The organism is Curtobacterium sp. MCLR17_036, assembly GCF_003234445.2.
Lineage (GTDB): Bacteria > Actinomycetota > Actinomycetes > Actinomycetales > Microbacteriaceae > Curtobacterium.
In genome coordinates this window covers 2238200-2264555 of record NZ_CP126269.1, presented here as the reverse complement: position 1 = coordinate 2264555, position 26356 = coordinate 2238200, and the positions used below count along the sequence as shown (strand labels likewise).

Below are 26356 nucleotides of genomic sequence, written 5' to 3'. Positions count from 1 at the left end.
CCTGACGCCCAACCAGAGCATCCGGAGACCGCATGTACTTGAAGAGCCTGACCATCAAGGGGTTCAAGTCCTTCGCGCAGCCGACGACGTTCGCCTTCGAGCCGGGCGTCACGTGCATCGTCGGGCCGAACGGTTCCGGCAAGTCCAACGTCGTCGACGCCCTGGCCTGGGTGATGGGGGAGCAGGGGGCGAAGACCCTGCGCGGCGGCAAGATGGAGGACGTCATCTTCGCCGGCACCTCGACCCGCGGCCCGCTCGGTCGCGCGCAGGTGCTCCTGACGATCGACAACACCGACGGGCTGCTGCCGATCGAGTACTCCGAGGTGACGATCTCGCGCACGCTCTTCCGGAACGGCGGCAGCGAGTACGCCATCAACGGCGAGAACTGCCGGCTGCTCGACGTCCAGGAACTGCTGAGCGACACCGGCCTCGGCCGCGAGATGCACGTCATCGTCGGGCAGGGGCAGCTCGACAAGGTGCTGCACGCCACCCCGGAGGACCGCCGCGGCTTCATCGAGGAGGCCGCCGGCATCCTCAAGCACCGCCGTCGCAAGGAGAAGACCCTCCGCAAGCTCGACGCGATGCAGACGAACCTGACCCGCCTGTCCGACCTGGCCGGCGAGATCCGGCGACAGCTGAAGCCCCTCGGGCGACAGGCCGAGGTCGCGCGCAAGGCGCAGTCGGTGGCGGCGGTGGCGCGCGACGCGAAGGCCCGCATCCTGGCCGACGACGTCGTCCGCCTGCGCCGCGAGCTGCACGACCACCAGGAGGTCGAGGCCGGCCGGAAGTCCGAGCGCATCGTGCTCACCGAGCGGCTCGACCAGACGCGGGTGCGGCAGCAGCACGTCGAGCAGAGCATGGTCGGCGACGACGTCGACCGCGCCCGCACCGTCGTGCACCGGCTCGAGAGCGTGCAGGAACGCCTGCGCGGGCTGTCCAGCCTGGCGAACCAGCGGCTGATGTTCCTCGCCCAGCAGGCCGACGCGCCGCAGCAGGGTCCGACCGTCACGCCCGAGCAGGTCGCCGGGGTCCGTGCCGAGGCCGACCGGCTCGCCGCCCGTGCCGAAGAGGTGCAGGGCGGCGCGGCGACGACGGCGCGGGCCGTGCAGCAGGCCCGCGACGCCCTGGACGCCCTCGACGAGCGCATCGCCGAGCAGGCCGCACGGGTGTCCCGCCACGACCTCGAGGCGCAGCGGCTCGCCAACGCGGTCGACGTCGCACGGTCACGACGCGGGTCGGCCGTGGCGGACCGGGAGCGTCGCGAGCGTGCCCTCGCCGAGGCCGGGGAACGTGCCGAGCGGGCGGCGTCGGCGCTGGCCGACCTCGGGACCGACCCCTCGGAGGGTGTCGACGAGGACGCACTCACGACCGCGCTCGAGGCCGCCCGCGCCGCCCTCGAACAGGCCCAGACGGTCCGTGACGGGCAGCGCGACCGGCTGCACGGTCTGGAGCGCGAGCGCGATGCCCTCGACGCCCGGGTGGCGGCGCTCGGCATGTCGATCGACGTGCGCGACGGCTCCCAGGCACTCATCGACGCCGGTCGGGCCGGGATCGTCGGCCGGCTCGCCGACCACCTGACGGTGACGCCCGGCTTCGAGGCGTCCGTCGCGATCGCCCTCGACGGACTCGCCGACGCGGTGCTCGCCGACGACCGCGACGTCGCCACGGACGCCGTCGCGCACGCACGGGCGTCGGACATCGGGCGCATCGACGTCGTCGTCGCCGACGCCGTCGTCGGGACGAGCAGCCTGCCGGACACCCTGCCCGCCGGCGTCCGACGTGCGCTCGACCTGGTGCAGGGTCCGCCCGCGCTCGCGTCCGTGCTGCGGGACACGCTGGTCGCGGAGACCGAGGGCGTCGACCTGCAGGAGGTGCTCGCCGCCGCGCCGCTGGCGACGGTCGTGACGCGGTCGGGTGACCTGGTCCGTGCGGTGCGTGTGACGGGCGGCGGTGAGCGGGTGACCTCGCGCATCGAGCTCGCCGCGGAACGCGACGACGCCGTGAGCCGGCGCGATGCGATCGCGACGGACGCCGAGGACGCTGCCACGGGCCTCCAGGCCGCGCGCGTGGCCGTCGAGGACGCGCGCCGCGCGGCGGACGAGGCCGACGCGGCATCCCGTGCGTACACCCGGGCGAAGGCGGAGTACGACCGCACGAGCGCGTCGACGCGTGCGAAGGCGGAGAACGCGGTGGCCGAGGTCGAGCGGCTCCGGGCCGCCCTGGCCGAGACGGACGGCGCGGTCGAGGCGGTGGACGCCTCGCTCGCCGAGGCCGAGGCGGCCCACCGCGCGTTCACGGAGCAGGAGCGTCCCGTCGTGGACGCCTCGGAGCGGCCGGCGCTGCAGGACGCCCTCGAGGCCGCGCGGGCGGCCGAGGTCGAGCACCGCATCCAGGTCGAGACCGTCCGCGAGCGCGTCCGGGCCGAGCGCAACCGGGCCGACCAGCTCGACCGCCAGCTCGAGGCCGAGCGTGCCGCCGCCGAGGAGGCTGCCCGGCTCGCGGTCATCCGGCGGGGGCAGATCCGGACCGCCGAGGGCGTGCTCGCCGACCTGCCCGAGGTGCTCGGCGCCGTCGACCGGTCGCTCGCCGAGGCCCGGGTGCGGCTCGCGACGGAGGAGTCCGAGCGGGCGAAGCGCAACACCGAGCTCCAGGCGATCCGCAACGAGGAACGCGAGCTCCGGGACCGCCTGCAGACGATCACCGACGGCGTGCACTCGCTCGAGATGGAGATCTACGAGAAGAAGCTGCACGTGTCCGGCGTGCTCGACCGGGCGCAGAGCGACCTCGGGCTGACCGAGGCGGTGCTCGTCGCCGAGTACGGCCCGCACGTGCCGGTGCCCGTCGACGTGCTCGTCGACCCGCGGGTGCTCGCGCGGAAGCACCGCGAGGCCGAGCGCGCCGCCGCTGCCGCAGCGCCGAGCGACCCCGACGCCCCCGCCGACGCGGGCACCGAGGGCACCGGAGACGGCGTGGGCACCGAGGACGCCGACGACGTCGCGCTCGTCGAGGCGGCCTCCACCCTGCCCGGCGGACCCGCACTGCCGGAGTTCGACACCACGGACGAGATCGACCCCGCCGACGTCGAGACCGTCCCCTACGTCCGCGCCGAGCAGGAGCGACGGCTCAAGGCCGCCGAGCGCGACCTCGGGCAGCTCGGCAAGGTGAACCCGCTCGCCCTCGAGGAGTTCCAGGCACTCGAGCAGCGGCACGCCTTCCTCGCCGAGCAGCTCGAGGACCTGCAGAAGACCCGCACCGACCTGATGACGATCATCGACGAGCTCGACACGAAGATGCAGACGATCTTCGAGTCGGCGTTCAACGACACGAAGGAAGCCTTCGACGTCGTCTTCCCGATCCTGTTCCCGGGCGGCTCGGGCTCGATCACCCTCACCGACCCGACCGACCTGCTCGGCACCGGCATCGACGTCCAGGTGAAGCCCGCCGGCAAGAAGATCGACCGCCTGACGTTGCTGTCCGGCGGTGAGCGGTCCCTCGCCGCGGTGGCGCTGCTCGTCGCGATCTTCACCGCGCGGCCGTCGCCGTTCTACATCATGGACGAGGTCGAGGCCGCGCTCGACGACGCGAACCTCGGCCGCCTGCTCACCGTGTTCCAGCGGTTGCGCGAGACCTCGCAGCTCATCGTCATCACCCACCAGAAGCGCACGATGGAGATCGCCGACGCCCTGTACGGGGTGTCGATGCGGCAGGACGGCGTCTCGGCCGTCGTCGGTCAGCGCGTGCAGAAGCCCGAGCCCGAGCCGGCCGACGCGGTCGCGGTCGCGTAGCCAGCCGGCGCACTCCGCGAAAGCGACAGGTTCGCGCGAACAGTTCGCGGCAGACAGTCGCTTTCGCGGGGATGTCCGAACGGCCACGCGAAGGCATTCGAACGATCACGCGGGCAACTCCGCGACAGCGTCAGATCTCCGCCAACAGTTCGCGGCAGACAGTCGCTTTCGCGGAGGTGTCCGGACGACCACGCGGACGACTGTCGCGCTCGCAGCAGCGAGCGCGCGGCCCTCGACGCCCCCGGCGACGGACAGGAGGCGCGGTGCCAGCTGGCACCGCGCCTCCTGTCCGGAAGGGGGTCGGGACTACTTCGCGTCCGCCTCGACGGCCTCCACGGGCTCGCCCGACGGGGTCAGGCCGCGCTTCCGACGCTTGTTCGACACGACGAGCGAGGCGACGGTCGCGACGGCGATGGTGAGCATGATGAAGCCGAGCGAGAACCAGATCGGGATCTCGGGGGCCCACTCGATGTGCTCGCCGCCGTTGATGAAGGGCAGCTCGTTGACGTGCATCGCGTGGAACACGAGCTTCACACCGATGAAGCCGAGGATGACCGCCAGCCCCTGACCGAGGTAGATGAGGCGTTCGAGCAGCCCCGCGATGAGGAAGTACAGCTGGCGCAGGCCGAGCAGCGAGAACGCGTTCGCGGTGAACACGATGAAGGCGTCCTGCGTGAGCCCGAAGATCGCGGGGATCGAGTCGAGCGCGAAGAGCACGTCGGTCAGACCGATGGCGACCATGACGAGGAGCATCGGGGTGAACAGACGCTTGCCGTCGACCTTGGTCGTCAGGCGGTCACCGTCGTAGTGGTCCGACGTGGGGATGATGCGCTTGAGCAGGCGGATCAGGCGGGAGTCGGCCTCGTCACCGCTGTGGTCGTTGCCGCTGCGGGCCTGCGACCAGGCGAGCCAGAACAGCAGGGCGCCGAACAGGTAGAAGACCCACGAGAAGTTGTCGATGATCGTGACGCCGAGGGCGATGAACACACCGCGGGCGGCGAGGGCGATCGCGACGCCGACGAGCAGGACCTTCTGCTGGAACTCCTTCGGCACCGCGAACGACGTCATGATGATGAGGAAGACGAACAGGTTGTCGACGGACAGGGCCTTCTCGGTGAGCCACCCGGCGAAGTACTCGCCACCGGCCTGCCCGCCGCCGAAGACCCAGACGCCGACACCGAAGGCGATCGCGAGGGCGATGTAGACGACCGACCAGAAGGCCGATTCACGGATGTGCGGCACGTGCGGTGTGCGCACGTGCGAGAAGAAGTCGAACACGAGCAGGCCGAGGATACCGGCGATCGTGATGAGCCAGACTGCGAGTGGGACGTCCACGGATTTCCTTCAGGTAGGAGCGCCCCGGAAAACGGGTGCGCTGAAGCCTGAAGGTCTCTTCCGCCGCGGACCGTGTGCTCTGACTGCTGCCGGAGGCCACGTGCCGCGACCGACGCCCCGGGTCCGGGTCGTTCCGGGCCGTACTGACGGGGTCGCCGAGAGGGAATACTCCCCTTCGCACCACCGAGCGTAGCGGACGCCCTGTGCGAGCGGTGCGCTCTAAGCTGGGAACATGGCGAGTTCTTGGTCACTGTCCTCCCGGCTGCGCGGGCTGTTCCAGCGCAAGACGATCGACGAGACCACGTGGGAGGACCTGGAGACCGCGCTCATCGGCGCGGACTTCGGCCCCGACATCTCCGAGGCGATCATCGAGGACCTGCACGCCCGCGTCGACCGGTACGGCACGACCGACCCCGCCGACCTGCAGCGCATGCTCCGCGAGGTCCTCGAGGAACGGCTCTCGAAGCTCGACACCACGCTCAAGCTCAGCGCACGCCCCGCCGTCGTGCTCGTCGTCGGCGTGAACGGCGTCGGCAAGACCACGACCATCGGCAAGTTCGCCAAGTTCCTGCGGACGTACGACCGCTCCGTGCTGGTCGGCGCCGCGGACACCTTCCGTGCGGCCGCGGTGGAGCAGGTCGCCACCTGGGCCCAGCGCGCCGGTGTCGACGTCGTCCGTCCCGCGCAGCCCGGGCAGGACCCGGCGTCGGTGGCCTACCAGACCGTCGAGAAGGCGATCCGCGACCAGACCGAGATCGTGGTCATCGACACCGCGGGCCGTCTGCACACGAAGGCCGGCCTGATGGACGAGCTGACCAAGATCAAGCGCGTCGTCGAGAAGCAGGTCGAGATCAGCGAGGTGCTCCTCGTGCTCGACGCCACGACCGGGCAGAACGGTCTCGCCCAGGCGCAGGCGTTCATCGAGGGTGCCGGTGTCACCGGGCTCGTCATCACGAAGCTCGACGGCTCCGCCAAGGCCGGGTTCGTGCTCAGCGTGCAGGAGAAGACCGGCATCCCGATCAAGCTCATCGGCCAGGGCGAGGGCATCAACGACCTCACCGGCTTCACGCCGCACGTGTTCGTGCAGAACCTCGTCGGCTGATCCCGGGTACCGTCTCCGCAGTACAGGGATCGTCCAGGTACACCGGAAGGAGCCCCACATGCCCGCTCTCCTGATCATCGCGATCATCGTCGGCCTGGTCCTGCTCTTCAGCGGCATCTTCGTCAGCGCCCTGAAGTTCCTGCTGTTCATCGGGATCGCCCTGATCCTGCTCTCGATCATCGGTTGGCTCCTGCGGAGCATCCGCGGACGCGCCTGAGCAGGCCGCGCCCTGCACGGGCGCAGATCCGGGACGGGAGGCACGGTGCCAGCTGGCACCGTGCCTCCCGTCCGTCCGTCTCCGGGTCTCAGACCGCCTGGCGGCCCGGAGCGGCGTCGAGCAGGTGCGACAGGTGCTCCGGCACCGAACCGCCGCGCGCGACCGTGGCCCGGGCCCAGAGGCGGCCGGCGCGGTAGGACGACCGCACCAGCGGTCCGGCGAGCACCCCGGCGAAGCCCATCGCCTCGGCCACCTCGCGCAACGCGACGAACTCGTCGGGCGTGACCCAGCGCGCCACCGGCAGGTGCCGCGGCGACGGGCGGAGGTACTGCGTCAAGGTGATGATGTCGGTGCCGGCGTCGAACAGGCGCTGCAGGGCGTCCTCGATCTCGACACGCTCCTCGCCCATGCCGAGGATGAGGTTCGACTTCGTGACCAGCCCGGCGTCGCGGCCCTGGCTGATGACGTCGAGCGACCGCTCGAACGTGAACGCGGGCCGGATGCGCTTGAAGATCCGCGGCACCGTCTCGACGTTGTGGGCGAAGACCTCGGGGCGGGCGTCGAACACCTGGCCGAGCTGGTCCGGCCGCCCGTTGAAGTCCGGCACGAGGATCTCGACACCGGTGCCGGGGGAGTGCTCGTGGATCGCACGGATCGTCTCGGCGTAGAGCCACGCGCCGCCGTCGGGCAGGTCGTCGCGGGCGACCCCGGTGACCGTGGCGTACTTCAGGCCCATCTCGGCCACGGAGTCTGCGACGCGGCGTGGCTCGTCGCGGTCGAGCGGCTCGGGCCGGCCGGTGTCGATCTGGCAGAAGTCGCACCGGCGGGTGCACTGCGAGCCGCCGATGAGGAACGTGGCCTCGCGGTCCTCCCAGCACTCGAAGACGTTGGGACAGCCGGCCTCCTGGCAGACGGTGTGCAGCTGCTTGGTCTCCACCAGGGCGGACAGCTCGCGGAACTCCGGGCCCTGGGTCGCGCGGGTCTTGATCCACGCGGGCTTCGTCTCGATCGGGGTCTCGGCGTTGCGGGCCTCGACCCGGAGCATGCGGCGGCCGTCGGGGGCGAGGGTCATACGAGGGTCTCCTGACGTGCGGGGGCGGCTGTCGCGGCGGTGCTGCTGATCCGGTGGCCGGCGTACATGCCGTCGACGGCGTCCTGCACGCGTCGCGCGACGAGCGGCACGAGGTCGTCGGGGCCGACGTGCCGACCGGCCGCCGCACTGAGCGTCGTGACGCCGGCGTCCGCGATCCCGCACGGCACGATCGCGGCGTAGGCGTCGAGGGCGTTGTCGCAGTTGATCGCGATGCCGTGGCTCGAGACCCCCTCGGCGACGTGCAGGCCGACGGCACCGACCTTGGCGGGCGGGACGTCGGTCGTCCACGCGCCGCTGCGGCCGTCGATGCGGCGGGCGTCGACGCCGACCGACGCCGCCGCGTCGAGGACGACCTGCTCGAGGTCGCGCACCCAGGCGACGACGTCGATCGGCTCGGCCAGCCGGACGATCGGGTAGACGACGAGCTGCCCGGGCCCGTGCCAGGTGATCCGGCCGCCGCGGTCGACCTCGACGACGGGGGAGCCGTCCGTCGGCAGGTCGGAGGGCTCGGTGCGCCGACCGGCGGTGTACACGGACGGGTGCTCGCAGAGGACGAGCGCTCCGGGGGAGCGGCCGGCGACGACGTCGGCGCGGAGGGCCCGCTGCAGTGCAAGACCCTCGGCGTGGTCGAGCAGGCCCGGGGGTCGCACGAGCTCGAGTGGCGGCATGGGGGGAGCGTACGCCGGTTGTTGGACGGAGTACAAGAACCGGCGTGGGGCTGTTGCTCGCGTGGTGGGTCGTTCCGCGCGTCGGGGGTCGAATCGCACGTGGGGCGTTGAACCGCGCGTGAGGCGTCGAACCGCGCTCGGGGCGTCGAACCGCGCGGAGTCGGGCGTTCCGCGCGGTTCCGCTTCCGACGCGCGGTTCCGCTCCCGACGCGTGATCCTGCTCCTGACGCGCGGTTCCGCTCCTGGTTCGCCCCGACGGCCTCAGCGCAACCGCTCCACCTCGCCGAGGAAGTACGCGTCCGCCCGCTCGCGGGCCTCGGCAGACCTGTTCTCCGGCGGCAGATCGTCGAAGGAGCGCGCCCGCTCGAGCTCGTCGGCCACGAACCGGGCCAGGACCGCGGGCGGCTCGCCGTGCCCCAGCTCCCGCGTCCGGGCCTTCACGACGATGAGCTCCGCGGCGGCCTCCCGGACCGCCTCGGGCACGGACGACTCGGCGAGGAGCGTCGGCAGGTCCATCGGCGGGGTCGCGCTCTCGGGGTGGTCACGGAGCCACCGCAGCGAGGCCGCTGTCCGCAGGATGTAGAAGAACCGCTTCAGGGTGACTCCCCGCTCCGCCTGTCGGTCCGCGACGTGCAGGTGGTGACGGCCGATGCGACCCCGGTCCGCGACGCTCGCGACGAACGCGAGCAACCGGTCGCGGAACGCCTCGTCGCCCGTGTAGACGATCGGGGAGCGGAGCCACTCACCGACCGTGGCGTTCCCGTTCACGGCGAGCCGGACCGTCTTCGCCAGGTCCCAGCCGTTCACGTCGAACACCTCGTCGAGCGGCGTCTCGATGACGTCGCGGCGGGGCCACAGCGACAGGTAGTCGTCGGGTCTGCGCACGTACAGGAAGCGGCAGTCGTAGTCGCTGTCCGGCGACGGGAACCCCCAGGCGCGCGAGCCGCTCTCGACCGCCCACGGGATCGTGACCCCGAGGTCGGTCTGCAGCCGAGCGAGTCGCTCGTCGATCTCGGCGACGACGGCGGGGTCGAGTCCTGCTGGTACGGCACGCATGTCGAGACGATACCGAGGGCCGCGGCACCCGAGCGCGAGGCCGACCCGGTAGAATCGACGGATCATGGCGCAATTCGGTTCACTCTCCGATCGGCTGACCGAGACCTTCCGCAACCTGCGGAGCAAGGGTCGGCTGACTCCGTCCGACGTCGACGGCACCGTCCGCGAGATCCGGCGGGCGCTCCTCGACGCCGACGTCGCGCTCGAGGTCGTCAAGGCGTTCACCGCAGCGGTGCGCGAGCGTGCCCTCTCCGACGAGGTCAACCGCGCGCTCAACCCGGCGCAGCAGGTCGTCCAGATCGTCAACGAGGAACTCGTCGGCATCCTCGGCGGTCAGCAGCGACGGCTCGAGTTCGCGAAGAAGCCGCCGACGGTCATCATGCTCGCGGGTCTGCAGGGTGCCGGTAAGACCACCCTCGCCGGCAAGCTCGGCAAGTGGCTCAAGAAGGACGGCCACACGCCGATGCTCGTCGCGGCGGACCTCCAGCGTCCGAACGCCGTGCAGCAGCTGCAGGTCGTCGGTGAGCAGGCGGGCGTCCACGTCTTCGCGCCGGAGCCCGGCAACGGCGTCGGCGACCCGGTCAAGGTCGCCAAGAACGCGATCAAGGCCGCCGTCGACCAGCAGTACGACACGGTCATCGTGGACACCGCCGGGCGTCTCGGCGTCGACGCCGAGCTCATGAAGCAGGCCGCGAACATCCGCAAGGCCGTCGACCCGGACGAGGTCCTGTTCGTCATCGACGCGATGATCGGTCAGGACGCCGTCGTCACCGCGCGCGCCTTCCAGGAGGGCGTCGACTTCACCGGTGTCGTCCTGTCGAAGCTCGACGGCGACGCCCGCGGTGGCGCCGCGCTCTCCGTCGCCAGTGTCACCGGTCGCCCGATCATGTTCGCGTCGACCGGCGAGGGGCTCGACGACTTCGAGCCGTTCCACCCGGACCGCATGGCGAGCCGCATCCTCGACCTCGGCGACATCATGTCGCTCATCGAGCAGGCCCAGTCGGCCTTCGACGAGGACGAGGCCCGCAAGGTCGCCGAGAAGATCGCGTCCGACTCGTTCACGCTGAACGACTTCCTCGGCCAGATGCAGCAGCTGCGCAAGGCCGGCTCGATCAAGGGCATGCTCGGCATGCTCCCGGGCGCCAAGGGCATGCGCGAGGCGCTCGACAACTTCGACGAGCGCGAGATCGTCCGCACCGAGGCCATCATCCAGTCGATGACCCCCCAGGAGCGCGAGCTCCCGAAGCTGCTGAACGGCTCGCGTCGACTGCGCATCGCCAAGGGTGCCGGGTCCACCGTGACCGAGGTCAACGCCCTCGTGAACCGGTTCGAGCAGGCCGCGAAGATGATGAAGACCGTCGCCCGCGGTGGCGTGCCGCAGATGCCGGGAATGGGCCCGATCCCTGGCATGCACGGCGGCAAGAAGCAGCAGCAGGGCGGCAAGAAGAAGTCCAAGGTGGGCAACCCGGCGAAGCGTGCGGCGCTCGCTGCCGGTGCCGCGGCCGCGCCGCAGCAGGCCCCGCAGGGATCGGGCCTCGGGCTCGGCGGAGCCGCCAAGGGCGGCAAGGCGCCGACCGAGGAAGAGCTCGCCAGCCTGCAGAAGTTCCTGGGTCGCTAGTCGCGACCACCTGACGGACGGGAGGCCCGGTGCCAGCTGGCACCGGGCCTCCCGTCCGTCTGTGCGCGCGTCCACAGCGCGCGTTCACGGCGCGCATCCACGGCGCGCGTTCCATCCCATCGCGCGCGCAGTAGGAAGCGGATTCGTGCGTAGGAGGGCGGAAGGAACGGCCTCCTACGCGCGGAACACCTCACCACGCGCGGAACAGCTCACCATGCGCGGAACAGCACCGCGCGGAAGACCTCACCACGCGCGGAACAGCCCACCACGCGCGGAACAGCACCGCGCGCGGAACAGCCCACCACGCGCGGAACACCTCACCACGCGCGGGACAGCACCGCGCGCGGGCTAGAGCGACTCGCGGAACTCCGTCACGAGGTGGCGGACGACCTCGCGCAGGTCGCCGCCGTGCTCCTGCGCGACCGCGAGCTGCCGCTGGTACGACGCGCCGCGCTCGATCATCGTGTCGAGGTGGTGGAGCTCCTCCTGGCAGCCGAGTCGCTCGGCCACCGGGTCGAGCAGCTGCACGAGGTCGTGCACCTCGTCGGTGACGAGCCGCTCGTCGCCGGCGGTGTTCGTGATGATCTCGGCCTCCATGCCGTACCGGGCGGCACGCCACTTGTTCTCGCGGATGAACCAGGGCTGCATGGTCGGCAGGGTCTCGCCGGCGTCGAGCCGGTCCGACATCGACGTGACGAGGCACTGCACGAGCGCCGTCACCGCGCCGACCTCGTGCAGGGTGGAGATGCCGTCGGACACGCGGTTCTCGAGCGTGCCCCAGCCCGGTGACGGCCGGACGTCCCACCGCAGGTCCTTCACGCCGTCGATGACGCCGGTGCGGGTGAGGTCGTCGACGACCTCCTCGAAGTTCGCCCAGGCGCCGAGCTGCGGGGGCAGGCCGCCGGTCGGGAGCTGCTGGAACATGAGCGCCCGGTTCGACGCGTACCCGGTGTCGGTGCCGGCCCAGAACGGGCTCGACGCGGTGAACGCCTGCAGGTGCGGCACGTAGGCGAGCATCGCCCCGAGGATGGGCAGCGCCTTGTCGCGGTCGTCGATGCCGACGTGCACGTGGACGCCCCAGATGAGCATCTGCCGCCCCCACCAGCGCGTGCGGTCGATGAGCGTCGTGTAGTGCTCGCTGTCCGGGGTGATCTCCTGCTGGTCCCACACGGCGAACGGATGGGTGCCGGCGCACATCACCTGCGCGTCGAGCGGCTCGGCGGCGTCGATGACCTCGCCGATGATGCCGGACAGCTCGCTCGTCGCGTCCCGCACCCGCGAGTGCACGCTCGAGACGACCTCGACGGTGTTCGTCAGCAGCTCCTCGGTGACGCGCTCGCGGTCACCGAGCCGCTCGTGGACGGCCGCGATCACGGCGGGGGCGCGGGGCGTGAGGTCGCCGGTCGCGCGGTCGACCAGGGGGAGCTCCCACTCCACGCCGATGGTCGACGGGCGGGACTCGGTGAAGCGGATGTCCATGCTGTACATCCTGCCCGGAAGGTTGTCGGACACGCACAACGAAGGCGGATCCCGGTCGTGCGGATCCGATCCACGGTAGTTCCACAGCGGGCGTACCGTTGATATGTCGAAGAAGGAAGAGGTACGCATGCAGTTGGTCGTGCGCGGCACGTCCGCACCGCTCGTCGGAGCGCTGGACATCCCGGTCTCGAAGTACCACGCGCACCGTGCCCTGGTGCTCGCGTCGCTGGCGAAGGGGACGAGCATCGTCTCCGGCATCAGCGCCACCCGCCAGGTCGAGTGGACCGTCGGCACGCTCCGGGCGCTCGGCGTCGACGTCAAGCGCCGTGGTGACGAGTACCACGTGACCGGCCTCGGCGGCCGGTACGAGGCGACCGACGTCGTCGACCACGGCTCCCGCGGAGCCGACGGCATCCTCAACATGGGGTCCTCGGGCACGACGCTCTACTTCATGACCGGCCTGGCCTCGCTCGCGGACAAGCCGATGACGCTCTCCGGCATGAAGTACTTCCAGCGCCGGCCGATCAAGGCGCTGCTCACCTCGCTCACGCAGATGGGCGTCGAGCTCGAGGCGACGAACGACTGCCCGCCCGTCACGGTCCAGCCCCGCCGACCCCGCGGCGGTGACGTCTCGATCGCCGGCACGCTGTCCCAGTGGGTGTCCGGCCTGCTCCTGGTCGCACCGTTCGCCGAGCAGGAGACCCGGATCCACATCACCGGGGGCCGGCTCAACGAGCAGCCCTACGTCGAGCTCACCGTGCGCATGATGCGGCAGTTCGGGCTGACCGTCGAGGTCTCCGACGACTGGCTCGAGTACCGGATCCCGGCGGGTCAGCAGGCGACCCCGCACGACTACGTCATCCCGCCGGACATCGGCTCGGCCGCGTTCGGCATCGCCGCGGCGGGCATCCGCGAGTCGGACCTGCTGCTCCGCGGTGTGACGGCCACGACCACCGCCGAGACGGACCACCCGGAGAGCGAGTTCCTCGACCTCGCGACGGCGATGGGCGTCCCGATGCGCATCGACGAGGAGACCGGCTTCGTCCGGATCCAGCACGACGGCTCGCCGCTGCGCGCCCTCGACATCGACTGCCAGCCGATCCCGGACCTGCTGCCGGTGCTCTCGACCATGGCCACCTTCGCCGAGGGCACGACGCGGCTCTGGAACGTGGCGCACATCCGCCTGAAGGAGTCCGACCGGGTCGCCGCGATGCTCCAGCTGAACCGTCTGGGCGGCCGCGCCGAGCAGGGCGCGGACGAGCTCCGCGTCACCGGCGTGCGTCCCGGCGACCTGCGGGGCGCGCCGATGTCCTCGTTCAACGACCACCGGGTGCTCATGTCGCTCGCCGTCGCCGCCTCGAAGGCCGAGGGGACCTCGGCGCTCACCTACCCGCGGGCCTACCGGATCTCGTACCCGACGTTCCTCGAGGCGATGAACTCGGTCGGACTCGACATGGAGGTCGGCGACGGTCTCGCCGCGCGGGCCGCCCGCGACGACCGGATCGACGCCGCCGACGCGGCCGGCGAGCGCACCGACCTCGGTGAGGGCAGGGACCTCGGCGAGCACACCGACCCGGGCGACCGCGCCGACGCCGGTACGCAGCCGGCCGACGACGCAGGGTCGGAACTGCCCGAGCTCGCCGGCGTCGACGCCGAGCCGTTGGTGCTCAGCGAGAAGGTCCGCGCACTCGCGACGAGCGACCCCGACGGCCTCGCCGTCATCGAGGTCGGCGGAGCGGCTCCCGTGGACACGACGTGGCGGGAACTGCAGGACGAGGCCGACAAGGTCTCGGCGCTCCTGCTCGAGCTCGGCGTCCGCCGGGGCGAGTCGGTCGCCATGCAGCTGCCGAACTGGCGCGAGTTCGTGTCGATCACCCTCGGTGCGATCCAGATCGGCGCGGTGGCGACGCCGATCATGCCGGTCTTCGGCCCGCGCGAGACCACCATGACGCTCGCACGGTCGCGCGCCCGGGTCGTGTTCCTGCCGAACGTGTTCCGGAAGCGCCGCCCGGCGCTCGAACTCCTCGACGTCATCGACGAGGCGAAGGCGCAGCAGCGCCGCCTGTCCGTCGAGCACGTCATCGTGCTCCGTGCCGAGGCACGCGGCCGGACGGACACCCCGACGAACCAGCCCCCGCTGCCCGCGGACGCCCTGGACCGGGTGGCCGCCAGCGACTGGCACTGGCGCTACTGGGACACCGCGATCGACGCGGTCCAGGTGGACGTCGACCAGATCACCTCGCACGCGCCCGGCCCCGACGACGTCTGCCAGCTCCTGTTCACGAGCGGCACGACGGGGGAGCCGAAGGGCGTGCAGCACCCGCACCGCACCCTCGGCCTGGCGACCGCGATGCACGTCGCGCAGTCCGGCCTGACGAGCGAGGACCGGATCTACATCCCGTCGCCGCTCGCCCACCAGACCGGGTTCCTGTACGGCATGCTGCTCGCGTTCCGGCTCGGTGCGCCGCAGGTCATCCAGCCGGTGTGGGACGGCACCGTCGCGCTCGAGCAGGCGTTCGGCGTCGCGAAGGCATCGTTCGTGCAGTGCGCCACCCCGTTCCTGACCGACCTCGTCGACCTGGTCGAGGCCGGCGCCCCGGCTCCCGAGAGCCTGCGCGTGTTCGTGCCGACCGGCGCGGCCGTCCCGCGGGCACTGGCCCAGCGGGCGAGCACGGTGCTCGGCAGCGCGATCCTCGGTGCGTTCGGCACGAGCGAGACCTGCCTCGGGGCGCTGTCCAGCCCGTCCGACGACCCGACGGACGCCTACGGGCACGACGGCCGCGCCCTGCCGGGCATCCGGATCCGCATCGTCGACGACGAGGGACACGAGCTCCCCGCCGACACCGAGGGCAACTTCGAGCTGCTCTCGCCGACGATGTTCGACGGCTACCTCGACCGCCAGGACCTGACCGACGACGTCTTCACCGAGGACGGCTGGTACCGGACGGGCGACCTGGCGAAGGTCGACGCCAAGGGCTTCCTGTCGATCACCGGCCGCGTGAAGGACGTCATCAACCGCGGTGGCGAGAAGATCCCCGTGGTCGAGATCGAGAACCTGCTCTACCAGCACCCGCTCGTGACGGACGTCGCGATCGTGGCGATGCCCGACCAGCGGCTGGGCGAGCGGGCCTGCGCGTTCGTCGTGCCGGCTGCCGGGACCGACCGGCTCGACTTCGCGTCGATGCAGCAGACGCTCGACAAGGCGGGTGTGAGCAAGTACTACTGGCCGGAGCGACTCGAGTACATCGACGAGCTGCCCCGCAACGCGGTCGGCAAGGTGCAGAAGAACGTCCTGCGGGACCAGGCAGCGGCACTCGTCGCGACGAAGGAGAACGAGACACGATGACGATGGTCACGGAGCCGGACACCGAGCCGGACACCGAGACGGCCTTCCAGCAGCTCAAGGCCGAGGTCACCGAGTGGGTCCGCGGACGCGGTGAGGAGTGGGCCGAGCAGATCGAGCGCACCGGCCAGGTCGCCCCCGAGCTCTTCCAGGAGCTCAAGGACAAGGGCTGGCTGTCGCTCGCGGCGCCGACCGAGCTCGGCGGACGGGCCGTCCCGTTCTCGCGCTACCTCGAGATCATGGAGATCGTCTCGCGGTCGCACGCGTCGATCCGGATGCTCGTGCACGTCATCAACGGCACGTGGCGCGCGATGGCCCCCTACGCGACGCCGGAGCAGATCGAGCAGGTCGTCAAGCCCTCGGTCGCGGGCGACGCGCTCGTCGCGTTCACCCTGACCGAGGCGACGGCCGGCACCGGCGCGGACATCCGCACCACCGTCCGCCGCGAGGGCGACACGTACGTCATGAACGGCGAGAAGCACCTCATCACGTTCGGGGTCAAGGCCGACTACTGGCTCATCGCCGCCCGCCTCGAGGGCACCACCGGCCAGGACGGCACGGTCGCGTTCCTCATGCCGAACAGCGGGCTGCCGGGCGCCGAGGTGATCGACGACTCGGACACCATGGGCATCCGCGGCACCGACCACGCGATCCTCCGCTTCACCGAGACGCCGATCCCCGCCTCCGCCCGCCTGGGCGAGGAGGGCCAGGGCCTCGAGGTCGCGCTCGGCGGCTTCCTGCTGCCGAGCCGCGTCTCCGTCGCGATGAGCGCCGTCGGCCTCGCCGAGCGGGCGAACGAGCTCGCCGTCGAGTACGCGAACAAGCGCGAGACCTTCGGCAAGCAGCTCTCCAGCCGCCAGGCGATCCAGTTCTACCTGGCCGAGAACTACGCCGACATCGCCGCCGCCCGCGCCCTGGTGCTCGAGGCCGCTCGCGCCTACGAAGCGGGCCGCCCCGACGCCGGCACGCTGTCGAGCGCCTCGAAGATGGTCGCGGTCGACATGCTCGCCCGCGTCACCGACAAGGCGCTGCAGGTGCACGGCGGCCAGGGCTACTGGAAGCGCAACGCCATCGAGCGCGTCTACCGCGACGCGCGCGCCCAGCGCTTCGAAGAAGGCACCAACGAGATCCAGAAGCTGGTCGTCGGCCGCGCCGTCGTGACCGGCAAGGCCGGGTTCTAGGACGCCACCACCCACCGGACGGGAGGCCCGTGGCGGTCCCGCCCCGCGCCTCCCGTCCGTCTCCACCCACGCAGAGGACAGCAGTGACCGACAGCACCAACGCACCCATCGCGCTCATCACGGGCGCCTCGCGCGGCATCGGCCGCCTGCTCGCGCAGAAGCTCGGCCAGCGCGGCGTCACCGTCGTCGTGACGTACAAGGGCAACGCCGACCTGGCCGAGGAGTCCCTGGCCGACGTCAGGGCCGCCGGCGGCGACGGCATCACCGCCCAGGTCGACATCGAGCAGCCGGAGTCGATCGACGCGCTGTTCGACCTGGTGCGCGACACCTACGGGCGGCTCGACATGTTCGTCGCGAACGCCGCGGCCAGCGCGTTCAAGCCCGTCGCCGACCTCAAGCTGCACCACCTCGACCGCAGCTACGCCACGAACGCCCGCTCGTTCGTGCTCGGCGCCCAGCGCGCCGCGGAACTCATGGACCGCGGTGGCCGCATCGTCGTCGTCACCTCGTACGGGTCGCTCCGCGCGTTCCCGACCTACGCCGCGCTCGGCGCCGCGAAGGCCATGACCGAGGCGTACACGAAGTACATGGCGGTCGAGTTCGGCCCGCGCCAGATCACCGTGAACGCGGTGAACGGCGGGCTCATCGACACCGACTCGCTCGACTACTTCTACAACTCGGTGCCGGGGATGGCGCCGATGGACTCGGTGCTGTCGAAGCTGCCGCTGCAGCGCCCGGGCACCGCCGACGACATGGCGGACGCGGTCGACTTCCTGCTGTCCGACAAGGCGTCCTACATCACCGGGCAGACCCTCTCGGTCGACGGCGGACTCACCGTGGTCGCGCCGCCGTTCTGGGCGGACACGACGTCGCCCCTTCGCGACGCGGTGCTGCCTCCGGCAGAGTAGGCACATGAGCACCGTCGCCGTCCCCGAGCTCGCCGTCGTCTCCTCGCCGTGGAGCCTCGGCCCCCTGCACCTGTCGAACCGGGTGGTGATGGGGTCGATGCACACCGGGCTCGAGGTGCACGACGACGGCGGGGCCGGCATGGCTGCCTTCTACCGCGAACGCGCCGCGGGCGGTGCGGCCTGCATCATCACCGGCGGCATCGCCCTGAGCGACGAGGCCCGCGGCGGTCCGGACTTCGCCGTGTTCGGCGTCGGGGGAGCGGACGAGCGGTTCCGCGCCGCGGTCGACGCCGTGCACGACGAGGGCTCGACGATCCTCGCGCAGCTCTTCCACGCCGGTCGGTACGCACTCGCCGCGGGGATGGTGGACCGGCACGGGGCGCCCCAGCGGGTCGTGGCGCCCTCGGCACTGCCGTGGGCGGCGGCCCGCGGCGTGGTGCCGACCGAGCTGACGGCCGCCGAGGTCGAGCGGACCATCGAGGACTTCGCCGCCGCGGCCCGCTCCGCACGCGACATCGGGTTCGACGGCGTCGAGATCATGGCGTCCGAGGGCTACCTCATCAACCAGTTCCAGTCGCCGCTGACGAACCTGCGCGACGACGCGTGGGGCGGTTCGCCGGAACGCCGACGGCGCTTCACGGTGGCGGTCGTCGAGGCCGTCCGCGCGGCGGTGCCCGACCTGGCCGTGACGATCCGGCTCTCGGGTGCCGACCTCATGCCCGGGTCCTCGACGGACGACGAGGTCGACGCCCTCGTGCACGAACTGCTGCCCCTCGGACTCGACGGGATCTCGGTCGGCATCGGCTGGCACGAGTCGCGCACGCCCACCGTGCAGGCCGCCGTGCCGCACGGAGCATGGCTCGCCTACGCGTCGCGGATCGCCCGGGTCGTGCGCGCCTCGGACCACCCCGAGGTCCGCGTCATCGCCTCGAACCGGATGACCGACCTGCGTGACGGCGAGGCGGTGCTGGCCGACGGGCTGCTCGACGCCGTCGCCCTCGCGCGGCCGTTCCTCGCCGACCCCGCGATCGTCGACCGGTCGCTCGCGGGGTCGTTCGACCTCGTGAACACCTGCATCGGCTGCAACCAGGCCTGCCTCGACCGGTCGATCATCGGCGCACCCGTGTCCTGCCTGGTCAACCCGCGGGCGGCGCGCGAGGTCGCGTTCCCGGCCCGACCGACCACCGACCCGAAGCGGGTCGACGTCGTCGGCGGGGGACCGGCGGGGCTCGCGGCAGCTGTGGACGCCGCGCGACGCGGTCACCACGTCACGCTGTGGGAGGCCTCCGACCGGCTCGGCGGACAGTTCGACCTCGCCGCGCTCGTGCCCGGCAAGGAGGACTACGCCGCCACCGTCCGGGCCGCCCGCGCCGAGCTCGCCGACCGCGGGGCCACCGTGCACCTCGGGCACCCGGCCGCCGTCGCGGACCTGGCCGGCAGCGACGCGGTCGTCGTCGCCACGGGCGTCGTGCCGCGGGCGGTCGACGTGCCGGGCGCCGACCTGCCGCACGTGCTGTCCTACGAGCAGGCCCTGCGCGACGGGGTCCCCGCCGGCACGGTCGCGATCATCGGCGGCGGCGGCATCGGCGTCGACACGGCGGCCTTCCTGACCGAGTCACCGGACGAAGCACGTCGCGCCACCGAGTTCGGCGCGCGCTGGGACGTCGACGTGGCCGAGACCGTCGTGGGCGACGTGCCGCAGCGGCTCCCCGCCGCGCAGCGCACGCTCCGGCCCGGTCCGGACGTCACTGTGCTCCGCCGGTCGGGCAAGTTCGGCCAGGGCGTCGGCATCACCTCGCGCTGGGTGGCCCTCGGCCGGCTGCGCGACGCCGGGGTCCGGATGGTCGGCGGCGTGCAGGAGTACCTGCGCATCGAACCCGGGGTCCTCTGGATCCGCGACGAGCACGGGGACGAGGTCGGCGTACCGGCGGACAGCGTCGTGGTCTGCGCGGGGCAGGAGCGCGCGCTCCCGACCGGCGACGAGGCGGACGGGCGGCCGACCGACGGACTCGTCACGGGCCTCCAGACCGCCGGCGTGCCGGTCGCCGTCGTCGGCGGCGCGCGCGACGCACGGAGCGTGGACGCGGTCCGCGCGACGTCCGAGGCACTCGAAGCCGTGCGCCGACTCGCGCCGTAGCGAGTCGGCTCGCATCACGGCCGGGAATCTGCAAGAATGAACGGTCGAATCGCCGCAGCTCGACCCTCTATCCAGCTGTGAGCGATCTCTCTCGAGCTTTCGCCGTGTGTGCCCCCACGCCCGCGGTTCCAGTTCAACCACAACGAAAGCAAACAGGAGCAATTGTGGCTGTCAAGATCCGTCTGAAGCGTCTCGGTAAGATCCGTGCGCCCTACTACCGCATCGTCGTCGCCGACTCGCGCACCAAGCGCGACGGTCGTGTCCTCGAGGAGATCGGTCAGTACCACCCGACCGAGGAGCCCTCGGTCATCAAGATCGAGTCCGAGCGTGCGCTCTACTGGCTCGGCGTCGGCGCGCAGCCGACCGAGCAGGTCGCGGCCCTCCTCAAGCTGACCGGCGACTGGGCCAAGTTCAAGGGCGAGAAGGACACCGAGTCCAAGGTCAAGGTCGCCGAGCCCAAGCAGGCCTTCGTGGCCGACTCGTCGAAGAAGGCCGTCCTCAAGCCCAAGTCGGAGAAGACCGCTCCGGCCGCCCCGGCTGCCGACGAGGCCGCCGCCGACGCCGAGACGACCGAGGCGTAATTCCTTGCTCGAATCCGCGCTGACGCACCTCGTCAAGGGGATCGTCGATCACCCTGACGACGTGCGCGTCGCCAGCTCCACCTCTGCGCGGGGCGAGGTCCTCGAGGTGCGTGTGCACCCCGAGGACCTCGGCCGCGTGATCGGTCGCGCCGGGCGCACTGCCAAGGCGCTCCGCACCCTCGTCTCGGCCCTGGCCGACGGCAAGCGCGTGCGGGTCGACGTGGTGGACACCGATTCCTAGGGAGACGACCCAGCTCCGGGTGGGTCGGATCACCAAGGCGCACGGGCTCAAGGGCGGCATCAAGCTCGAGCTCTACACCGACGACCCGGATCGTCGGTTCACCCCGGGCGCCACGTTCACGCTCCAGGTCCCCGACGACTCACCGTGGTCGGGCAAGACCCTCGAGCTCGACGAACTCCGCTGGTACAACGGTCACCCCGTCGCGTTCTTCGCCGGGATCGACGACCGCACCGGCGCCGAGTCGCTCGCCCGCGCGATCCTCTGGGTCGAGCAGGACGCCGACGCCGAGACCGGCGAGGACGATGCCTGGTACGACCACCAGCTGGTCGGCCTGCAGGTCCTCCGCGACGGCGTCGAGGTCGGCACCGTCGCCCGCGTCGACCACCTGCCCGCACAGGACCTGCTCGCGGTCGACACCCCGTCCCGCGGCGAGGTCCTGGTGCCGTTCGTCTCGGCCATCGTGCCCGCCGTCGACATCGCGGCCGGCACCGTCACCGTGACGCCCCCGCAGGGCCTGTTCGAGGACCCCGAGGACACGTCCCGCCCCGAGACGGTGACGGACTAGCCCGTGCGGATCGACATCGTCACGATCTTCCCGGAGTTCTTCTCCGTGCTCGACGTGTCCCTGCTCGGCAAGGCCCGCTCCGGCGGCCTGCTCGACCTGCACGTGCACGACCTGCGCTCCTGGACGACCGACCGGCACCGCACCGTCGACGACACCCCGTACGGCGGTGGCGCCGGCATGGTGATGAAGCCCGAGCCGTGGGCGCAGGCGCTCGAGGCCCTGCTCCGACCGGACGGGTCCTCGACCCTCGTCGTCCCGACACCGGCCGGCACCCCGTTCACGCAGTCGATCGCGCGCTCGCTCGCGTCGACGTCGGACCACCTCGTGTTCGCCTGCGGGCGGTACGAGGGCATCGACGCCCGCGTGTTCGAGTGGGCGGCGTCCCGCTGCTCGGTCGTCGAGCTCTCGCTGGGCGACTACGTCCTGAACGGTGGCGAGGTCGCGGCGATGGCGATGATCGAGGCCGTCGGGCGCCTGGTGCCCGGCGTCGTCGGCAACCCCGAGTCCCTGGTCGAGGAGTCCCACGAGGACGGCCTGCTCGAGTACCCCTCGTACACGAAGCCCGCGTCCTGGCGCGACCTCGACGTCCCGGATGTCCTGCTGAGCGGCCACCACGGCCGCGTCGCTGCGTGGCGGCACGAGCAGCAGCTCGAGCGCACCCGCCGCGTGCGCCCGGACCTGCTCCCCGACGCGTAGCGCTGCGCGGCCGCTGCGCTGCCGTGCGGCGGCGCGCCCTGTTGCTGCGCCCTGGTGCCGTTCCGCGCGTAGCGGGCGCTTTCGCGCGTGGTGAGTCGTTCCGCGCGTAGGAAGCAGGTTCTTCCTGTCTCCCACGCGCGATTCCGCTTTCCATGTCACGCGCCATGGGACGGAACGCGCGCCGGACGGGAGGCGCGGGGCGGGGCCGCACCGGGCCTCCCGTCCGGCAGGCGGTCGCGTCGGCGCGTCACGCGCCCGTCCGTCAGGCGGTCGCGTCGGCGCGTCACGCGCCCGTCCGTCAGGCGGTCGCGTCGGCGCGCTGGGCGCGTCGCAGGGTCAGGACCTCCGGACCCTGCTCGGTCACCGCGACCGTGTGCTCGACGTGTGCCGCACGCGAACCGTCGACGCTGCGCAGGGTCCAGCCGTCCTCGTCCTGGTACAGCTCGTCCGTGCCCTGCATGAGCCACGGCTCGATCGCGACGACGAGCCCCGGGCGGAGCTTCAGGCCCCGACCCGGGCGGCCGTCGTTCGGCACGTGGGGGTCGCCGTGCATGGTGTGCCCGACGCCGTGGCCGCCGAACTGCAGGTTGACGTCGTAGCCGGCGTCCTTCGCGACGCGTCCGATGGCGTACGAGACGTCGCCGAGCTTGTTGCCGGGTGCGAACTGGGCGATGCCGGCCGCGAGGGCACGCTCGACGGTGTCGACCAGTGCCTGGTCCTCGTCGCGGGGCGTCCCGACCTGCACGGTCACCGCGGAGTCCGCGACCCAGCCGTCGACGCTCGCGGCGAAGTCGAGGCTCACCAGGTCACCGTCCTGCAGCACCCGGTCGTGGGGCAGGCCGTGCAGTGCGGCGTCGTTGACCGAGGTGCAGAGGTTCTTGCCGAACGGCGACATGCCGAACGAGGGGTGGTAGTCGACGTAGCAGCTCACCGCGCCGCGGTCGGCGATCATCCGGGCCGCCACGCGGTCGAGGTCGAGCAGGTTGACGCCGACGTCGACCGTCTCGAGCAGCTCGTCGAGGACGTCGGCCACGAACCGGCCGGCGGTGCGCAGGCCGTCCAGCTCGGCGGGGGTGCGGAGTTCGATCATGGCTCCATCCTGGTCGTTTTGTCCCGGGCGCTCTCTGTGGCAGTATTGATCGCTGTGCCCTGGCTGGACTCTGCCACGGGGGAGTCGCCGACACCGGGCACGAACCACTACTTTCCGAACATCGATCCGCGGCGACCCGTGCGCGTCCGCAGAGAGTGAAACCCACCATGAGCCAGCTCCTCGACAACGTCGACGCAGCGTCGCTGCGTACCGACGTCCCGGACTTCCGCCCCGGCGACACCGTGAAGGTGCACGTCAACATCGTCGAAGGCACGCGCTCGCGTATCCAGGTCTTCCAGGGTGTCGTCATCGGCCGTCAGGGCCACGGCATCGGCGAGACCTTCAAGGTCCGCAAGGTGAGCTTCCAGGTCGGCGTCGAGCGCTGGTTCCCGGTGCACTCGCCGATCATCGACCACATCGAGATCGTCACCAAGGGTGACGTCCGTCGTGCGAAGCTCTACTACCTGCGCGAGCTCCGCGGCAAGGCGGCCCGCCGCAAGATCAAGGAGAAGCGCGACGCCTGATCGCCTTCACAGTGACGTCCGCGAGCCGGACGCTGCTGACGGCCCCTCGTCCATGTACGGTTGTGCATCGACGGGGGGCTTTCCCTTTGCGTCCGTCCTCTCCGACGGCGCTGCGTGAACGAGAGCGGAAATGACGGACACCACTGACGAGACCGGGCGTCGCCCTCGTACCGAGAAGAAGCGGAACGGTGCACTCACATTCCTCCGGGACCTCGTCATCATCTTCATCGCGGCATTGCTCGTGTCGTTCCTCGTCAAGACGTTCCTGATCCGGTCGTTCTACATCCCGTCGGGTTCGATGGAGAACACCCTGCAGATCAACGACCGGGTGATCGTGAACGAACTCGTGCCAGGAGCCGTCGCGCTCAAGCACGGTGACGTCGTCGTGTTCAAGGACCCGGGCGGGTGGCTGACCGGCGCCGACGTCCCGAGTGTCCGCCCCGACACGCAGCCAGCCAAGGCCATCGACTGGGCACTGACCCAGGTCGGGCTCGGCACCGGTGACAGCGACGACCACCTCATCAAGCGGGTCATCGGCCTGCCGGGGGACACGGTCTTCTGCTGCAACGACCTCGGACAGATGTCGGTGAACGGCGTTCCCATCAAGGAGCCGTACCTCAAGCTGCCGGCAGGGGCGCCGGCGTCGGCGAAGGACTTCTCCGTCACCGTGCCGAAGGGCACCATCTGGGTGATGGGCGACAACCGCAACAACTCGCGGGACTCCCGGTACAACGGCGACACACCGTCGAAGGGCTTCGTGCCCCTCTCCGACGTCACCGGTCGCGCGTTCGTCATCTCGTGGCCGACCAGCCGCTGGACCTGGCTCGACGACCACCCGGAGGTCTTCGCCGGGGTGGAGGAGCGGAAGCGGTGACCGCCGTCCGCCCCTCGCTCCGTGTCGAGAAGCGCCTGCTCGGCGAGGGGCGCGTCACCGTGATCGGCATGGACGAGGTGGGGCGCGGCGCGATCGCCGGCCCCGTCGGCGTGGGGGTGGCTGCGGTGACGATCGACGTCGGCCGGGTGCCGCAGGGCCTCGCCGACTCCAAGCTGTTGTCCGCGAGCCGCCGCACCGAACTCGTGCCCGTGGTCACACGCTGGGCGCGGACCGCGGTGGGGATGGCCTCGGCCGAGTACGTGGACCGGCAGGGGATCGTGCCGGCGCTCGGTGCCGCGGGCGCGCAGGCGCTCGGGTCGCTCGTCGCGGACGGCCTGTCGCTGGACGGTGCCGTCGTCGTGCTCGACGGGTCGTTCGACTGGCTGAGCCGCGCCGTCCCGCCGGCGCTGCGACTGTCCACGGACCCGCTCGAGGTCGTGGTGCGGGTCAAGGCCGACCGGGACTGTGCATCCGTCGCCGCCGCGTCCGTCGTGGCGAAGGTCGCCCGCGACGCGGTGATGATCGCCGCCCACGACGACGCCCCGCACTACGCGTGGTCGTCGAACAAGGGGTACGGGTCGACGGCGCACTACGACGCGATCCGCTCGGTCGGCGCGCACGCCCTGCACCGGAAGACCTGGCTGCACCAGGCGTCGAGCGTCGCGCTCGACGGGTTCGACGCGCTGGTCGGCTGACGCCCTGGTCGGCTGACGCTCGGGTCGGCTGACGTGGTCGTCGGCTGGCGTGGTCGTTCCGCTGGTCGGGAGGCGCGGGTCGGCTCGACGGGGACCGGTCCGGCTGGCGTGGTCGTTCCGCTGGTCGGGAGGCGCGGGTCGGCTCGACGGGGACCGGTCCGGCTGGCGTGGTCGTTCCGCTGGTCGGGAGGCGCGGGTCGGCTCGACGGGGACCGGTCGGTCGGCGCGGTCGTCCCGCTGGTCCGCAGTCGCCGTAGACTGTGCAGGCGATGGATGAGGAAGAATTCGACGACTACGACCGCGAGGTCGAGCTTGCCCTGTACCGCGAGTACCGCGACGTCGTGTCGCAGTTCCGCTACGTGGTCGAGACCGAGCGCCGCTTCTACCTGGCGAACGAGGTCGAACTCGTGCGCCGGGACACCGAGCACGACTTCTACTTCGAACTCACGATGAACGACGTGTGGGTGTGGGACGTCTACCGTTCCGACCGGTTCGTCAAGGGTGTTCGTGTGCTCACGTTCAAGGACGTGAATGTCGAGGAACTCACCTCTCGTGAACTCGAACTGCCGAAGGAACTCGCACTCGACGAGTGATCGTCAATTCCGGTGCATTCGATGAATCGCCGCCGATGCAGGACGAATGTGCATTCTCCGCGCTATTGTTGAGGGGATTTCCCGCCCCACGAACAGGAGCCGCGCATGGCACAGAAGGTCACCGTCCAGCTCGTCGACGACCTCGACGATTCCCCCATCACCTCTGGTGAGGGTCGGACCGTCGAATTCGCATTCGACGGATCGTCCTACGAGATCGACCTGTCGAACGACAACGTCGACAAGTTCCGCGAGGCGATCTCCGACTACATCGCTGCTGCCCGCAAGGTCTCCGGCCGCCGCACCGGCGGTACTGCTCCGAAGGCTGCACCGAAGCGCGGGAACTCCGAGGAACTCGGCAAGATCCGCGACTGGGCGAAGGAGAACGGCTACGAGGTCTCGAGCCGCGGCCGCATCTCGACCCAGGTGCAGGAAGCGTACGCAGCCGCACACTGACCGTCGTGTGATCGAAGGACCCTGGCGATCTCGATCGCCCGGGTCCTTCGTCATTCCTCCACAGCTCGGTTCCGACTCGGCCTCGTCCACAGACATTCACCCGTCGTGACCGTCCGAGCCGT

The 26356-nt window shown here is 71.2% G+C and carries 23 protein-coding genes; 17 read left to right on the top strand and 6 right to left on the bottom strand.

The annotated features are described in order from the left end of the window. Positions 1-32: 32 nt before the first annotated feature. On the top strand, positions 33-3785 hold the full coding sequence (locus tag DEI99_RS10590; protein WP_111041959.1) for an AAA family ATPase: 3753 nt from the start codon (positions 33-35) through the stop codon (positions 3783-3785). Positions 3786-4091: 306 nt separating this feature from the next. Here the strand turns inward: DEI99_RS10590 and DEI99_RS10585 are convergent, their stop codons facing one another. Beyond that, positions 4092-5120, bottom strand: coding sequence for a TerC family protein (locus DEI99_RS10585; protein WP_111041960.1), 1029 nt, complete (start codon positions 5118-5120; stop codon positions 4092-4094). Positions 5121-5352: 232 nt separating this feature from the next. On the opposite strand from DEI99_RS10585, the gene ftsY reads away from it, so the two are divergent. Further along, on the top strand, positions 5353-6222 hold the full coding sequence (gene ftsY / locus DEI99_RS10580) for a signal recognition particle-docking protein FtsY (RefSeq protein WP_071253838.1): 870 nt from the start codon (positions 5353-5355) through the stop codon (positions 6220-6222). A 58-nt stretch (positions 6223-6280) separates the two neighbouring features. After that, positions 6281-6439 carry a hypothetical protein gene (locus DEI99_RS10575; RefSeq protein WP_175472147.1) on the top strand — a complete coding sequence of 53 codons (159 nt, stop codon included), beginning with the start codon at positions 6281-6283 and terminating at the stop codon, positions 6437-6439. Between the two features lie 88 nt (positions 6440-6527). Here the strand turns inward: DEI99_RS10575 and lipA are convergent, their stop codons facing one another. From lipA to DEI99_RS10560, 3 genes are all read right to left on the bottom strand, one after another. After that, complete coding sequence (lipA, locus tag DEI99_RS10570; RefSeq protein WP_111041961.1) at positions 6528-7511, bottom strand: lipoyl synthase; 984 nt, start codon at positions 7509-7511, stop codon at positions 6528-6530. Beyond that, positions 7508-8200 (bottom strand): lipoyl(octanoyl) transferase LipB, encoded by a 693-nt coding sequence (gene lipB, locus DEI99_RS10565; protein ID WP_111041962.1) that lies wholly within the window; start codon positions 8198-8200, stop codon positions 7508-7510. Before lipB ends, lipA begins: the two co-directional genes overlap by 4 nt. A gap of 261 nt (positions 8201-8461) precedes the next feature. Further along, positions 8462-9256: a nucleotidyltransferase domain-containing protein gene (locus DEI99_RS10560; RefSeq protein WP_111041981.1), complete on the bottom strand. Its 795-nt coding sequence runs from the start codon at positions 9254-9256 to the stop codon at positions 8462-8464. Positions 9257-9320: 64 nt separating this feature from the next. On the opposite strand from DEI99_RS10560, the gene ffh reads away from it, so the two are divergent. Further along, positions 9321-10874: a signal recognition particle protein gene (gene ffh, locus DEI99_RS10555; protein WP_111041963.1), complete on the top strand. Its 1554-nt coding sequence runs from the start codon at positions 9321-9323 to the stop codon at positions 10872-10874. A gap of 348 nt (positions 10875-11222) precedes the next feature. On the opposite strand, the gene DEI99_RS10550 is transcribed toward ffh, so the two are convergent. Beyond that, positions 11223-12362 carry a glutamate--cysteine ligase gene (locus DEI99_RS10550; protein ID WP_220037159.1) on the bottom strand — a complete coding sequence of 380 codons (1140 nt, stop codon included), beginning with the start codon at positions 12360-12362 and terminating at the stop codon, positions 11223-11225. Positions 12363-12480: 118 nt separating this feature from the next. Between DEI99_RS10550 and aroA the strand changes: the two genes are divergently transcribed. The 8 genes from aroA (at position 12481) to trmD (ending at position 22005) form a co-directional block, all read left to right on the top strand. Then, positions 12481-15699, top strand: a complete 3219-nt coding sequence (aroA, locus tag DEI99_RS10545; RefSeq protein WP_111041982.1) for a 3-phosphoshikimate 1-carboxyvinyltransferase — start codon at positions 12481-12483, stop codon at positions 15697-15699. Further along, the gene (locus DEI99_RS10540; RefSeq protein ID WP_111041965.1) at positions 15696-16877 is read left to right on the top strand and encodes an acyl-CoA dehydrogenase family protein; all 1182 of its coding nucleotides are present in this window, start codon (positions 15696-15698) and stop codon (positions 16875-16877) included. Before aroA ends, DEI99_RS10540 begins: the two co-directional genes overlap by 4 nt. An 83-nt stretch (positions 16878-16960) precedes the next feature. After that, a complete protein-coding gene (locus tag DEI99_RS10535; protein ID WP_111041966.1) occupies positions 16961-17785 on the top strand; it encodes an SDR family oxidoreductase in 825 nt (274 codons plus the stop codon). 4 nt (positions 17786-17789) lie between these two features. Continuing rightward, positions 17790-19922 (top strand): oxidoreductase, encoded by a 2133-nt coding sequence (locus tag DEI99_RS10530; protein ID WP_111041967.1) that lies wholly within the window; start codon positions 17790-17792, stop codon positions 19920-19922. Between the two features lie 164 nt (positions 19923-20086). After that, the gene (gene rpsP / locus DEI99_RS10525; RefSeq protein ID WP_071297190.1) at positions 20087-20503 is read left to right on the top strand and encodes a 30S ribosomal protein S16; all 417 of its coding nucleotides are present in this window, start codon (positions 20087-20089) and stop codon (positions 20501-20503) included. A gap of 4 nt (positions 20504-20507) precedes the next feature. Continuing rightward, positions 20508-20744, top strand: a complete 237-nt coding sequence (locus DEI99_RS10520) for an RNA-binding protein (RefSeq protein WP_022902329.1) — start codon at positions 20508-20510, stop codon at positions 20742-20744. Positions 20745-20763: 19 nt separating this feature from the next. After that, on the top strand, positions 20764-21309 hold the full coding sequence (rimM, locus tag DEI99_RS10515; RefSeq protein ID WP_181434457.1) for a ribosome maturation factor RimM: 546 nt from the start codon (positions 20764-20766) through the stop codon (positions 21307-21309). A gap of 3 nt (positions 21310-21312) precedes the next feature. Next, complete coding sequence (gene trmD, locus DEI99_RS10510; RefSeq protein ID WP_071253803.1) at positions 21313-22005, top strand: tRNA (guanosine(37)-N1)-methyltransferase TrmD; 693 nt, start codon at positions 21313-21315, stop codon at positions 22003-22005. Positions 22006-22303: 298 nt separating this feature from the next. Here trmD and map read toward each other — a convergent pair whose 3' ends face one another. After that, on the bottom strand, positions 22304-23095 hold the full coding sequence (map, locus tag DEI99_RS10505) for a type I methionyl aminopeptidase (RefSeq protein ID WP_111041969.1): 792 nt from the start codon (positions 23093-23095) through the stop codon (positions 22304-22306). Between the two features lie 167 nt (positions 23096-23262). Here map and rplS point away from each other — a divergent pair, with 167 nt between their 5' ends. The 5 genes from rplS (at position 23263) to DEI99_RS10480 (ending at position 26234) form a co-directional block, all read left to right on the top strand. Next, complete coding sequence (rplS, locus tag DEI99_RS10500) at positions 23263-23619, top strand: 50S ribosomal protein L19 (protein ID WP_071253799.1); 357 nt, start codon at positions 23263-23265, stop codon at positions 23617-23619. Positions 23620-23749: 130 nt separating this feature from the next. Beyond that, a complete protein-coding gene (gene lepB, locus DEI99_RS10495; protein ID WP_111041970.1) occupies positions 23750-24493 on the top strand; it encodes a signal peptidase I in 744 nt (247 codons plus the stop codon). Continuing rightward, on the top strand, positions 24490-25188 hold the full coding sequence (rnhB, locus tag DEI99_RS10490) for a ribonuclease HII (protein ID WP_111041971.1): 699 nt from the start codon (positions 24490-24492) through the stop codon (positions 25186-25188). Before lepB ends, rnhB begins: the two co-directional genes overlap by 4 nt. Before the next feature lie 269 nt (positions 25189-25457). After that, entirely contained in the window at positions 25458-25781 is a 324-nt protein-coding gene (locus DEI99_RS10485) for a DUF2469 family protein (protein WP_071253792.1), read from the top strand. Between the two features lie 105 nt (positions 25782-25886). Next, complete coding sequence (locus DEI99_RS10480; RefSeq protein ID WP_071253791.1) at positions 25887-26234, top strand: histone-like nucleoid-structuring protein Lsr2; 348 nt, start codon at positions 25887-25889, stop codon at positions 26232-26234. Positions 26235-26356: the final 122 nt, after the last annotated feature.